Consider the following 12,587-nt stretch of genomic DNA (forward strand, 5'->3'; position numbering starts at 1 on the left):
TCACAAGCCCTGAGGATAGGTCTCCGGCGGCTCGTTCGAATGCCAGCCGCTGGTCGGATCGAGGGGCTCGACCGCCGTCGTGCGGTCGATGTGGATCACGGCGTCGAACTGGCGCGGCAGCTGGGCCATGAAGTAATGGCTCTGGCGCTCGGTGCGCGGGATATAGACCACGCCGATGGCGCGCTCGAGGCGTCCCTCCATCAGGGCGTCGCGCGCGGGACCGGGATCGCGCAGGGGCACATAGAAATTGCCCAGGCCGGTGCTGTGCAGCGTGTGCTCGTAGCTGCCCGGCAGGCCGGGGCGCACGTGCTTGTGCTCGGCCGGTCCGTCCCATTCCGAAGCAGCCGTGACCCGGCCGTCATAGGTCGAGAAGCCGATCAGGCAGGTGTCGGCGCCATAGGCTTTGCGCGCGAGTTCCCCCACGTTCCATTCGCCCATGCGCCCGATCTCGGTGGCGCGCGCATCGCCGATGTGCGAGTTGTGTTCCCAGACCACGATGCGGGCCGGCTTGCCGTCGCGCGAGAGGTGGCGCGCGAGCGCGTCCAGGGTCTCGGCCATGTGGCTGTCGCGCAGGTTCCAGGACGAGACCCGGCCGCGGAACATGGTGCGGTAGTATTCCTCGGCGTTCTTGACCAGGCGCGCATTCTGCTGGGCGCAGAAATACGCGTCCTCGGCCGCGATGCCGTCGCCCTGCATGTAGTCGAAGGCGCGCTGCTGGAGGTCGTGCAGGGCCGCCAGCACGCCCTGTTCGCAGGAGTCGCTCATGCCGAAGCTGGCCGCGTAGCCGTACTGCTGGCTGTCGCGGTCGTAGTGGTCGAAGCAGGCGTAGCGGCGGCGCGCCTCGCGCGCGGCTTCCGGGTCGACCTTGTCGAGGTAGCCGAGCACCTCGTGGATCGAGGTGAACAGGCTGTACAGGTCGAGTCCGTAGAAACCGGCCTTGGCCTGGCTGGCCTCGTTGCGCGCGCGCAGCCATTCCACGAAGTCGAGCACCGCGGTATTGCGCCACATCCAGGCCGGGAAGCGCTCGAAGCCGGACAGCGCCGCGCGCCCGTCGGCGTCGTGGCCTTCGCCGCGCACGTAGCGGTTGACCCGGTAGGCGTCCGGCCAGTCGGCCTCCACCGCCACGGCCGTGAAGCCTTTTTCCTCGATCAGGCGCTGGGTGATGCGGGCCCGCTCGGCGTAGAACTCATGCGTGCCGTGGGTCGCTTCGCCCAGCAGGACGAAGCGGGCGTTGCCCACCAGGTCGAGCAGGGCGTCATAGTCGCGCGCGCCGCCCGCGATCGGGACGGCTTGCGAGCGGATCGCATCGAGGGCGGTGTCGGTGATGATCGCCATGATGACTCAATGCAGGTAGCGGTCACCGGCGGGCGAGTGGGAGGACGTGTAGGGCGTCACGCCGCGCTCGATGAAGGACTTCATGCGCGCCAGGTCGTCGTCCATCTGGCGCTTGGGATCGGCGCCCAGCATGCGCGCCAGCCCGTGGCCGAGGGCGCCGCCCGGCGGCGTATAGGCCATGCGCACCGTGACCCGGGTGCCGCCGCGCACCGGCTCGAAACTCACCGCGCCTTCCTGCTCGATCTCCGAGCCCGGCTCGCTGCGCCAGGCCATGTGGTCGGGGCGCGCCTGCTCGGTCATGACGGCGTTCCACGAATATTCGCTGCCGCCCGGGCCCTTGACCACCCAGTGCGAACGGCGGTGGCCCAGGTCGTGCACCTCGCTCACGTGCGACATGAAGCGCGGAAAGTTGTCGTAGTTCGACCAGGCATCGTAGACCTCTTCGGGCGCGGCGGCGATCTCGATGGTTTTCTCGACCTCGATCCGGCTGCCCGAGGGTTGCCCGCGCACCATGGCGGCAAGACGCGCGCCGCCGCCGCTCCTGGCTAGCAGGGCCAGGGCGCCCAGGCCGAGCACCACGCCGAGCGGGGAACGGCGCGCCAGGCCGGTCAGGCCCAGCACCCCGCCGCCGAGCAGGGCGGAATTGGTGAGGGTGGGGCTGCGGTGGTCGAAGGCGTTGACCAGTTCGTCGAGCCAGCCGCGCGCCTGGCTCGCGGCTTCGCGCACCCGCGAGCGGGCGCGGTCCGCCTCGGCGTCCATGCGCGCATCCATGCGTCCCCGCGCTTCCCAGGTATTGCGTTCCAGTCGGTGCTCCAGCTCCCGGCTGCGCTCGCGCGACTCCTCGGCGGCGCTGGCGATCCGGCCGCGCGTGCGCGAGGCGGCGTCGGCGGCGCTGGAGGCAAGATCGTGCGCGGTGTCGGCGATCCGTTCGCCGGCGCGGGTCGCCATGGCGTCGGCGCGGGCGTAGGCGGCGGAAGCGCTGTCGCGCGCCGCGTTCAGGCTGGCGGTGGCGCTGCGCAGCAAGCCGCCGATGGCGTCGCCGGTATGCAGGCCGGCGTCGCGCACCGTGTGGGCGGCATAGGCGCGCCGGGCGCGCCCGCGTTCGGGGTCGAAGATATACATCAAGAGCGCACCGGCGGCGGCTGCGCCGATCCATTTACCCATGTCGCCCAGTTCCATCCGGCTGTCGGTCTTGATCTGTTTCATGTCGGCTCCTCTCGATTGGGTTGGGCCGGCGCTTTGCCTACTGGCCGGGCGTCCCTGCCCAGGCCTGCGCCAGCAAATCCTGCACTTCCTCGTCGCTCGTCTGGTCGAACTTGCGGTACCACTGGCCCACCGCCCGAAAGCGCGGCGGCGTCGCCAGGCAGACCACCTCGTCGACCTGTTCCTCCAGGCTGGCGACCGTGTCCGGCGCGCCCACCGGCGCGGCCACCACCAGCCGCTCCGGCGCCTGGTGGCGCGCCACTTCCACCGCCGCCTGCATCGTGGCGCCGGTGGCGATTCCGTCGTCGACCAGGATCACGGTGCGCCCGCGCAGCCGGGGCGGGGGACGCCCGCCGCGGTAGCGCCGCTCGCGCCGCGCCAGCTCCTGCTCCTCGCGCCGCGTGACCTCGTCGACTTCTTCCTGGGTCACGCCCATCAGCCCGGGCACCCCCGGCTGCAGCACGCGCACCCCGCCGCTGGCGATGGCGCCCATGGCGAATTCCTCCTGGCCCGGCAAGCCGAGCTTGCGCACCAGCATCAGGTCGAGCTCGGCATGCAGGGCCTGGGCCACCGGGAAGGCCACCGGCACGCCGCCGCGCGGCAGGGCCAGCACCAGGGTGTCGGGACCCGCATACTGCCGCAGCTGGCGTGCCAGCTGGCGGCCCGCGTGAGCGCGGTCGGTAAAGGCGTCGGTTTGCTGCATGCTGCGCCCGTCCTGAAAAATAAGAAGACCGCGTTGTTGTGCGGCTTCGCCGCAACGCGGTCTTGCGGGCCACCCGGCGGCGGCCCTCGGGTGGAGCCAGGCGCTTACTGGATGGTCAGGCGGCGCGCTTCGGCGCCCTGCTTTTTGGGCAGGGTCAACAGAAGGACGCCGTTCTCGAGCCTTGCCTGCGCCGTCGTATCGTCGACTTCCTGCGGCAGGGTGAAGCTGCGCATGAACTTGCGTGCGGTGCGTTCAGCATACACCACCGTTTCGCCCTCGCGGCGTTCGTTTGCCTGCCGGCATTCAGCCTCGATCTGTACGCGTCCGCCGTCGATACTGACCTTGACGTCCTCCTTCGCGACGCCGGGCAGGTCGGCCTGCACCTCATAGGTCTTGTCGGTTTCGGTGACGTTCACGCGTGGTGTGAGGGTCCCTTCCTCGCCCCAGCGCCCGCCTTGCGCGAGCGGCGCGAAGAAGTCCTCGAACATGGTCTCGACCATCCGGCCGAACTGGTCCTCGACCGAGCCCGGACGGTAGGCCGAGAGCGGCGAACCGCCTCTTCTCACGAGATTCATGATGGCCTCCGTTTGGTGAGGGACATGTGATGGACATGGCCGGCGGATGCCGGCACCTTCTTTATAGGGCAGCGGAGGGCAAGTTTCAAGCAGGGTGGACGGCATGCGTCCACCCGGGCATAAGCGCGCTCAGGAGAGCTGGCGGCGGTGGAAGCGCAGGTGGTCGGCGACGAAGGTCTGGATGAAGAAGTAGCCGTGGTCGTAGCCCGCGTGGCGGCGCAGTTCGAGTGGCTGGTCGGCCTGGGCGCAGGCTTGCTCGAAAGCTTCCGGGTACAGCTGCTCGGCCAGGAACTTGTCCGCCAGGCCCTGGTCGATCAGGATGCCGCCGGGGAAGGGCGCCTCGCGCCGGCCGGCCATCAGGGCGCTGGCGTCGTAGCGCGCCCAGGCCGCCTCGTCGGCGCCCAGGTAGCCGCCGAAGGCCTTCTTGCCCCAGGGGCAGCGGCTCGGCGCGGCGATCGGCGCGAAGGCGGACACCGAGCGGAACAGTGACGGATTGCGCAGCGCCATCACGAGGGCCCCATGGCCGCCCATGGAGTGGCCGAAGATGCCGGTGCGTTCCGGATCGGCCGGCAGCTGGGCCAGCACCAGCTCGCGCAGCTCCAGGATGTAGCTGTACATGCGGTAGTGGCGCGCCCACTCGCCCTCGCTGGCGTCGACATAGAAGCCGGCGCCCACGCCGAAGTCCCAGCTGTCGCTCTCGCCTGGCACGCCGGCGCCGCGCGGGCTGGTGTCCGGCGCGACCAGGATCAGGCCTTCCTCGGCCGCCACGCGCTGGGCGCCGGCCTTGATCATGAAGGTCTCTTCGGTGCAGGTCAGGCCGGCCAGGTAGAACAGCACCGGCAGGCGCTTGCCCTCGTGGCCGGGCGGCAGGTAGACGGAAAAGCGCATCGGCAGGCCGATGGCGCTGGAATCGTGGCGGTAGAAGCGCTGGACGCCGCCGAAGCAGGCGTGTTCGTTGAGGAGTTCGAGCATGATGTCGGCGGAAGTGGAGGAGAAGCTTTAGTATGCCGCGTTCATCACGATCTTGCCAGTTAGACCACGCCGAACGCTCCCAGCAGCGCTCCCGCGGCCAGCATCCACAGCAGGTGGATGCGGGTGCGCCAGATCACCACGCAGCTCCCCGCGGCCAGCAGCCACAGGGGCAGGTTGGCGCCGCCGCCGCCGGACGCGGCGAGCAGCCAGGCGGTGGACAGCAGCATGCCGATCACCAGCGGCCCCATGCCCTGCTTGAAGGCGCGCACGGCGCGCAGTTCGCGGTTACGGTGGCCCCATTGCGCCACCTGGTAGGTGAAGATGGTCGAAGGCAGCATGATGCCGACCATGGTGACCGCCACGCCGAGGAAGGCGGCGGCGGTGCTGCCGGCGTTCAGGCCCACGTGCCAGCCCATCAGGGCCACGAACAGCACGTTCGGCCCCGGCGCGGCCTGGGCCAGGGCGATCGCCTCGTTGAACTGGGCCTGGGTCAGCCAGCCTTGCTGCTCCACCAGGTAGCGGTGCATCTCGCTCGAGGTCGAAATCGCGCCGCCCAGCGACATCAGGGACAGCATCAGGTAGTGGCCGAACAGGTCGATCCAGTCCTGCCAGGTCAGGACGATGTGATGGACGCTCATCGCAGCCCCCGCCACGCCAGCAGGCAGCCCAGGCCGCCGAGCGGGAACAGGACCCAGGTGAGCGGCACGCGCACCCAGGCCAGCAGCACGAAGGCGCAGGCGGCGATCGCGATGCCGAACACCAGGGGCACGGGATTGCGCGCCAGGGTGGCGGCCATGCGCAGGCCGGTGGCGGCGATCATGCCGGCCGAGACGGCGGCCATGCCGCGCAGGGCGCCGGCCACGTGCGGATTGTCCGCGAAGCGCGCATGCACCAGGGCCAGCAGCAGGACCACGACCAGCGGCACCGCCAGCAGGCCGGCCAGGGCGGTGAGGGCGCCGGCCAGGCCGAACCAGCGGGCGCCGAGCATCATCGCCAGGTTGACCACGTTCGGTCCCGGCATGATCTGGGCCACCGCCCAGTCCTCGATGAACTCTTCGTTGCTGAGCCAGCGGCGGCGGTCGACCACCTCGCGCTGGACGACCGCCAGCACGCCGCCGAAGCCTTGCAGGGCCAGGAGGGTGAAGGCGATGAAGAGGGCGGTCAGCGACGCGGGGCGCGGGCGCTCGGGGCTGGAACCTGGGACGGATGCGGGGATAGCGGAGGGTGAAGCGGTCATCCCGCCATTATGGCACGCCGTCCTTTCAGTCCGCTTTCAGCCGCCCGTGGATTCAGCCCCCGCCGATGCCGCGCATGACGCGGCCGCTGCCCCCGCATTCGGGACAGGGCTTGCCGTCGCCCAGCCGGCCGGTGCCGGCGCAGGCCTCGCAGATGTCCTCGCCGGCGCCGGGCGTGCCCGGTTCGGCTTCGTCGCCGGGGTTCAGGTCGGGATCGGGGTGCATGCTCATGGCGGACCTCCTGGACAGTGTGATAAGGCGATTGTAGGCAGGGACGGCGGAACGCGGCGCAACGCAGGCGGCGCCGGCGCCGGCGCATTTTCTCGCATCGCCTGCAGCACGATATGGATCTGGTATTGACTTCGTTAAACAGTACTGAATAATCGTGGGGCGGCAAATCACCCCACAGGAGGACTCTCGATGGGCCCATATCCCGCCCAAGCCAACTCGCCGGTTGCCGACTTCATGGAACAAAGGCGTGACCCGCGCCAGCGCGACATCGTCGCGCGCGGCATCGCGCTGATGCGCGAGTCCGGCATGCTCTGCGCCCTTGAATTCCTCAAACGCCATGCGGTCCGGTCGCAAGTGATCGAGCGGGTACTGCTCGATCCGCGGCACCGGAGCGTGGCTTGAACTGTCGGATTTTGGTAGTTTCCGCCATGCTGCTTATGCACAGGAATTGTGCACGCGGAAGTTTTTAAGGTCGCTATAAAAAATAGTGCGGGCCTTACGTAAGCCCTTGATTTTCGTGGTTAACCACACTGCCTTCCCAATAGGCAAATTGTTGAAACCCGCATGTTTGGCCGCGTTTGGCGTGTCAAGCCCCCGTTTTTCCACAGTGTTTTCCACAGACTTTGTGGATATCCGGAAAAGTTTAGATTTTTCCAATACTTAGGCCGCTTTGTGCATGTAAACCTTCACGACACATGCGCACTGAATCGTTCCTGTCTGAAATTCCCTCTTGCTGAACAGGACTGGATAAATGTACAGTATGGCATTTTCCAGCGCCGCCCACCAATGTCCGCCGTCCTCACGCCCACCAAAGACGATCCTTTCGCCGCGCTCAACCCCGAGCAGCGGGCGGCCGTCGAGCATGACATCGGCGCCGAAACGCCGCGTCCGCTGCTGGTGGTGGCCGGCGCGGGCTCGGGCAAGACGAATACGCTCGCGCATCGCGTAGCGCGCCTGATCCAGGCCGGCGCCGACCCGCAACGCATGCTGCTGCTGACATTTTCGCGCCGCGCCGCCAGCGAGATGACGCGCCGCGCCGGCGGCGTGCTGCAGCGCCTGCTCGGCAAGTCCGGCGCCCAGACCCAGGTCGACCTTCCCTGGGCCGGCACCTTCCACGCCGTGGGCGCGCGCCTGCTGCGCGAGTTCTCGGGCCGGATCGGCCTGGACGAATCCTTCACCATCCACGACCGCGGCGATTCGGAAGACCTGATGGGCCTGGTGCGCCACGAGATCGGCCTGTCGCAGACGGAAAAGCGCTTTCCGCTCAAGGGCACCTGCCTGTCGATCTACTCGCGGGTGGTGAACAGCCGCGCGCCGCTGGACGACGTGCTGCAAGCCTTCTTCCCCTGGTGCAGCGAGTGGGAGGCCCAGCTCAAGACCCTGTTCGGCGCCTACGTCGACGCCAAGCAGGAACAGAACGTGCTGGACTACGACGACTTGCTGCTGTTCTGGGCCGAGATGGCGGCCGATCCCGAGCTGGGCCCCGAGCTGGGCGCCTTGTTCGACCACGTGCTGGTCGACGAATACCAGGACACCAACCGCCTGCAGGCGTCCATCCTGGCCGGCATGAAGCCGAGCGGGCAGGGCGTGATGGTGGTGGGCGACGACGCCCAGTCCATCTATGCCTTCCGCGGGGCGACGGTGCGCAACATCCTCGACTTCCCGCAGCAGTTCAGCCAGCCGGCCCGCCTGATCACCCTGGAGCGCAATTACCGCTCCACCCAGCCTATCCTGGACGCCTCGAACGCCGTGATCGCGGGCGCGCTGGAGCGCCATGCCAAGACCCTGTGGACCGACAAGGCCTCCAGCATGAAGCCGCAGCTGGTTTTGATTCCCGACGAGGCCGAGCAGGCGCGCTGGGTCTGCAACCGGATCCTGGAGCAGCGCGAGGCCGGCGTCGCCCTGACCCAGCAGGCGGTGCTGTTCCGCGCCGCCAGCCACAGCGCGGCGCTGGAACTCGAACTCATGCGCCGCAATATTCCCTTCGTGAAGTTCGGCGGACTGAAGTTCCTGGAAGCGGCCCACATCAAGGATGTGCTGGCCGTGCTGCGCTTCGCCCAGAACCCGAGCGGGCGCCTGGCGGGCTTCCGCGTGGCCCAGCTGATCCCGGGCATCGGCCCGGCCACCGCCAGCCGCCTGCTCGATGCGGTGGGCGAAAGCACCGATCCGGCGGCGGCTTGCGAAGCCTTCGCGGTGCCGGCGCGCAGCAAGGAAGACTGGGACGCCTTCGTGGCCCTGTACCGGCGCCTGCGCACGCCCGGCCTGCGCTGGCCGGCGGACATCGAACTGGTCAAGCAATGGTATCTGCCGCACCTGGAACGCATGCACGACGATGCGCAAGTGCGCGCAGCCGACGTGGAGCAGCTGGCGGCGCTGGCGGGCGGCCATGGCAGCCGCGAAGCCTTCCTGGCCGAGATCACCCTCGACCCGCCGGAAGCGACCAGCGACCGCGCCGGCCCGCCGCTGCTGGACGAGGACTATGTGATCCTGTCGACCATCCATTCGGCCAAGGGCCAGGAATGGAAGTCCGTGCACGTGCTGAACGTGGTGGACGGCTGCATTCCCTCGGACATGAGCACCGGCAGCCAGGACGACATCGAGGAAGAGCGCCGCCTGCTCTACGTGGCCATGACGCGGGCGAAGGAGCACCTGCACCTGGTGGTGCCGAACCGTTTCTTCATCAAGCAGCAGGCGCAGATGGGCGACCGCCATGTGTATGCGGCCCGGACCCGCTTCATTACCCCGGCCATGCTCAAGCATTTCGAGGAATGCGCCTGGCTCAATGCCGAGCAGCGCGAGGTGCGCCGGCCGGTTCCGGAGAGCGTCCGCATGCTCGTGCGCGAGCGGGCCAGGAACGCGTGGAAATGACGAAAGATGACGGCAGATTGGCGACTTATCCCCGATTCATCATTTTTGTAGGACTGGACCGCATACGGATGAGCTGCTTATAAGTGGTGCACGTGCAAGTGACTGATTTTATTGGGCATTATTTTTGCCTGTAGAACGGGCATTTTGTTGAAACCCGCATCAGTAGTGCCCTTGCGGCTTGTCAAGTGCCGCTTTTCCACATACTTATCCACATTTCTTGTGGATAGGCCAAAAGCCTGAATGAAATCAGCCACTTAGCTTTCATTGTTGCGCTAGATCAAGCCCGGTCGCGGAGGCCAGCGCCTGCATGGCCGCGAGCGCGCCCATTTCCAGTGCGACGCCGTCGCGCACCTGCGCTTCGCGCGGATTGATCCGTACGACAGGCACGCCTTGCGATTCCGCGAAGCGGCGCACCGAGGGGATGTCCGTCCCCGCACCCAGTTCGATCACAGCGGGCCGCGTCACGCCCGCGCGCCAGGCCGCCAGGCGCTCGAACTGCGCGGCGGTCCGTGCATCGATCCAGGCGCCGTCGTAGAACATCAGGATATTCGGCCGGGCCAACGCGCCGCAGCGCGGGCAGTGCGGCAGCGGCGACACCAGCCGGCACTGCGCCGCATCGACCTGGGGCTGGAAGCCCTCGGCCGGCCAGATCGCGTCGCAGCAGGGCCGGGTGCACTGCAGGTGGTGGATCGAGCCGTGGCATTCCGCCACCTGGTCGTCCGCGAAACCGGCGCGTTGGAACTGCCCGTCGACATTGCTGGTGAAGACGAAGCTGCCGTGGGCCATGCGTTCGCCGAGGGCGCGCAGCAGCGCGAAGCCCGCATGGGGCAGGGTGCGTCGGTACAGGCCCAGGCGGTGGCCATAGAAACCCCAGGCCAGGCGCGGGTCGCTGTCGAAGGTGTCCGGACAGGCGATCTCGTGGAAGGACATCCTGCGCTGGGCGAGCGCCGGGTAGGCGCGCCAGAAGCCGGCGGCGCCGCGGAAGTCGGGCAGGCCGGAATCGACGCCGATGCCGGCGCCGGCCGCGATCAGGAGGCCGTCGGCGTCCCGCAGCAGCGCGGCGGCGCGCGCGATGGGCTCAAGCGGCGTGGACGGCATGCTTGAGGCGCTCGAGTTCGGCGAGGAAGCGTTCGCTCGCCAGGGCCGGCGGCCAGGGTTCCCACGGGCGGCAGCCGTAGCGCTCGGCCAACGGGTCGTCGGTCAGCACGGCGGCGCGGATCTTGAGGGTGCGGCGCACTTCGTCCATCGACCAGCCCGCCACGTGCACGGCCTCGGTGGCCGCCGCCAGGCGGTCGGCGCGCTTGTGCGCGGCATGCGAGCGCGCATCCCAGGCCGGCAGGCCGTAGCGCAGGAAGACCGCGTGCTCCAGGCGCCGGGTCAGGTCGCGGAAGGCCTCGCCCAGGAAGGGCTTGATGACCGAGATCGCATCGAAACCGAGCAGGCCTTCCTCGGCGTCGTGCAGCAGCTCGCGCAATTCCTCCAGGGGCGAGATGGCCGGGCCGGCGGCGCGGCGCAGCAGCATCACCGTGATCGAATGCTGGGCCACGGACAGCGGCAGGGGCCAGGCCGAGTGGCCGCCCCAGCGGTAGGTGCGGGCCAGGCCCAGGGCCAGGTCGGCGTCGTCCCAGTCGAAGGGCGTGGGATCGAGCAGGTCCAGCCGGCGCCCGGAGGGCATGCGGACCCAGGCACGCGTCGTGGCAAGGGCGGCCGGGTGGGATGGGTTGTGCATGTGTCGATTTTACACACGGCGACGCAGATTCTTCGCATAATTGATCCATGCAAACACGGTTCTTGCGTGGGCTCCTACACTGGGCCGGATGAGCGCAGCGGCGCGTGGCATGGAGGCGGCGATGAAAGAGACGATCGAATGCGACCTGCTGGTCGTGGGAGGCGGCATCAACGGCGTGGGCATCGCCCGCGATGCGGCCGGGCGCGGCCTGCGCGTGCTGCTGTGCGAGAAGGACGACCTGGGCGCGCACACGTCCTCCTCGTCCAGCAAGCTGATCCATGGTGGCCTGCGCTACCTGGAGCACCGCGAGTTCGGCCTGGTGCGCAAGGCGCTGCTGGAACGCGAGACCCTGCTGCGCAGCGCGCCCCACATCATGCGGCCGATGCGCTTCGTCATGCCCCAGGACGCCGGCCAGCGGCCCGCCTGGCTGATCCGCGCGGGGCTGTTCCTCTACGACCGTATGGCCCCGCGCGAATTCCTGCCGGCCTCGGAAACGGTCGAGCTGGGCGCGCACCGCGCCGGACAGCCCCTGAAACCCGAGTTTACGCGCGCCTTCGTGTATTCCGACGGCTGGGTGGACGATGCGCGCCTGGTGGTGCTGAACGCCATCGACGCGCGCGAACGCGGCGCCACCATCCTGCCGCGCACCCTGTGCAGCGAGCTCACGCGCCGCGTCGGCCACTGGGACGCCACCCTGGTCGCGGACGGCCGGCCGATCAAGGTGAAGGCGCGCGGCCTGGTGAATGCCGCCGGGCCGTGGGCCGGACGGCTGGCGCGCCAGGCCAATGCGGTGGCGCCGCACCGGAAGCTGCGCCTGATCAAGGGCAGCCACATCGTGGTGCCGCGCCTGTTCGACCACTCCTGCGCCTACCTGTTCCAGCATCCGGACGGGCGGGTGGTGTTCGCGATTCCCTACGAGGGCGCCTTCACCCTGATCGGCACCACCGACGTCGACTACGAGGGCGATCCGGGCGATGCGAGCATCGGCGCGCAGGAAAAGCGCTACCTGTGCGAGCTGGCCAACCGCTACTTCCGGCGCCAGCTCGAGCCGGAAGACGTGGTGTGGAGCTATTCGGGCGTGCGCCCGATCCTGGAGGACGAGGCCGAGAGCGCGGCCGCGGCGACGCGCGACTACTACCTGGAGCAGGATGCGGACGGGCCGCCGCTGCTGTCCGTCCTGGGCGGGAAGATCACGACCTATCGCAAGCTGGCCGAGCAGGTGCTGGACTGGATCGGGCCGGCCCTCGGGTGCGCCACGCCGGCCTGGACCGCGGGAGCGGTGCTGCCGGGCGGGGATTTGTTCGCCCCCGCGCCGGACAGCCGGGGCGTGCTGGAATTCGACCGCTGGGTGGCGGCCCTGCAGCGCCGCCATGCCTGGCTGCCGGCGCCGCTGGCGCTGCGCTATGCGCGCGCTTACGGGACGCGGGTGGAGCGGCTGATCGGGGCGGCGGTTTGCCTCGAGGACCTCGGGGCCGAGGTGGTGACGGGCTTGTACGAGGCGGAGCTGCGCTACCTGATGCGCGAGGAGTGGGCGCGGACGGCGGTGGATGTGCTGTGGCGGCGGACCAAGCTGGGCTTGCACCTGGCGCCGAGGTGCGCGGAGAAGGTGGAGGCGTGGATGGCGGAGCAGGGGAGTGCGGCGTTGGAGCCAGCCTAACCGCAAAATAGAACCGTGGGGGCCCCCCCCGGCCGGGGGGGGGGGGGGGGGGGGGGGGGGGCCAAGGGGGGGGGGATGA

The 12,587-nt window shown here is 69.0% G+C and carries 13 protein-coding genes; 3 read left to right on the forward strand and 10 right to left on the reverse strand.

Annotated features, from left to right (window positions below):
- From KBW95_RS22225 to KBW95_RS22260, 8 genes are all read right to left on the reverse strand, one after another.
- The gene (locus tag KBW95_RS22225) at window positions 1–1,335 is read right to left on the reverse strand and encodes an erythromycin esterase family protein (RefSeq protein WP_211529367.1); all 1,335 of its coding nucleotides are present in this window, start codon (window positions 1,333–1,335) and stop codon (window positions 1–3) included.
- Window positions 1,336–1,341: 6 nt separating this feature from the next.
- Window positions 1,342–2,541, reverse strand: coding sequence for an SRPBCC family protein (locus tag KBW95_RS22230; protein WP_211529368.1), 1,200 nt, complete (start codon window positions 2,539–2,541; stop codon window positions 1,342–1,344).
- Window positions 2,542–2,578: 37 nt separating this feature from the next.
- The gene (locus KBW95_RS22235) at window positions 2,579–3,241 is read right to left on the reverse strand and encodes a phosphoribosyltransferase (RefSeq protein ID WP_211524369.1); all 663 of its coding nucleotides are present in this window, start codon (window positions 3,239–3,241) and stop codon (window positions 2,579–2,581) included.
- Between the two features lie 104 nt (window positions 3,242–3,345).
- On the reverse strand, window positions 3,346–3,816 hold the full coding sequence (locus KBW95_RS22240) for an Hsp20/alpha crystallin family protein (protein WP_211524368.1): 471 nt from the start codon (window positions 3,814–3,816) through the stop codon (window positions 3,346–3,348).
- 129 nt (window positions 3,817–3,945) lie between these two features.
- Window positions 3,946–4,788 (reverse strand): S-formylglutathione hydrolase, encoded by an 843-nt coding sequence (gene fghA / locus KBW95_RS22245; RefSeq protein WP_211524367.1) that lies wholly within the window; start codon window positions 4,786–4,788, stop codon window positions 3,946–3,948.
- Window positions 4,789–4,847: 59 nt separating this feature from the next.
- Window positions 4,848–5,426, reverse strand: coding sequence for a chromate transporter (locus KBW95_RS22250; protein WP_211524366.1), 579 nt, complete (start codon window positions 5,424–5,426; stop codon window positions 4,848–4,850).
- Window positions 5,423–6,025: a chromate transporter gene (locus tag KBW95_RS22255; protein WP_211529369.1), complete on the reverse strand. Its 603-nt coding sequence runs from the start codon at window positions 6,023–6,025 to the stop codon at window positions 5,423–5,425. The genes KBW95_RS22250 and KBW95_RS22255 overlap by 4 nt, the downstream gene beginning before the upstream one ends.
- Window positions 6,026–6,077: 52 nt before the next feature.
- Entirely contained in the window at window positions 6,078–6,254 is a 177-nt protein-coding gene (locus tag KBW95_RS22260) for a hypothetical protein (protein ID WP_211524364.1), read from the reverse strand.
- A gap of 189 nt (window positions 6,255–6,443) precedes the next feature.
- On the opposite strand from KBW95_RS22260, the gene KBW95_RS22265 reads away from it, so the two are divergent.
- Both KBW95_RS22265 and KBW95_RS22270 read left to right on the forward strand, forming a co-directional pair.
- Complete coding sequence (locus KBW95_RS22265) at window positions 6,444–6,656, forward strand: hypothetical protein (protein WP_211529370.1); 213 nt, start codon at window positions 6,444–6,446, stop codon at window positions 6,654–6,656.
- A gap of 384 nt (window positions 6,657–7,040) precedes the next feature.
- Window positions 7,041–9,122 carry an ATP-dependent helicase gene (locus tag KBW95_RS22270; RefSeq protein WP_211524362.1) on the forward strand — a complete coding sequence of 694 codons (2,082 nt, stop codon included), beginning with the start codon at window positions 7,041–7,043 and terminating at the stop codon, window positions 9,120–9,122.
- Window positions 9,123–9,383: 261 nt separating this feature from the next.
- Here KBW95_RS22270 and KBW95_RS22275 read toward each other — a convergent pair whose 3' ends face one another.
- Both KBW95_RS22275 and KBW95_RS22280 read right to left on the reverse strand, forming a co-directional pair.
- Window positions 9,384–10,220: a Sir2 family NAD-dependent protein deacetylase gene (locus KBW95_RS22275; protein ID WP_211524361.1), complete on the reverse strand. Its 837-nt coding sequence runs from the start codon at window positions 10,218–10,220 to the stop codon at window positions 9,384–9,386.
- Window positions 10,201–10,851, reverse strand: coding sequence for a phosphohydrolase (locus KBW95_RS22280; RefSeq protein ID WP_229429946.1), 651 nt, complete (start codon window positions 10,849–10,851; stop codon window positions 10,201–10,203). The genes KBW95_RS22275 and KBW95_RS22280 overlap by 20 nt, the downstream gene beginning before the upstream one ends.
- 121 nt (window positions 10,852–10,972) lie before the next feature.
- Between KBW95_RS22280 and glpD the strand changes: the two genes are divergently transcribed.
- Window positions 10,973–12,508: a glycerol-3-phosphate dehydrogenase gene (glpD, locus tag KBW95_RS22285; protein ID WP_211529371.1), complete on the forward strand. Its 1,536-nt coding sequence runs from the start codon at window positions 10,973–10,975 to the stop codon at window positions 12,506–12,508.
- Window positions 12,509–12,587: the final 79 nt, after the last annotated feature.

Origin of the sequence: Massilia sp. ZL223 (assembly GCF_018119395.1) — a bacterium.
Taxonomy (GTDB): Bacteria; Pseudomonadota; Gammaproteobacteria; order Burkholderiales; family Burkholderiaceae_D; genus Telluria.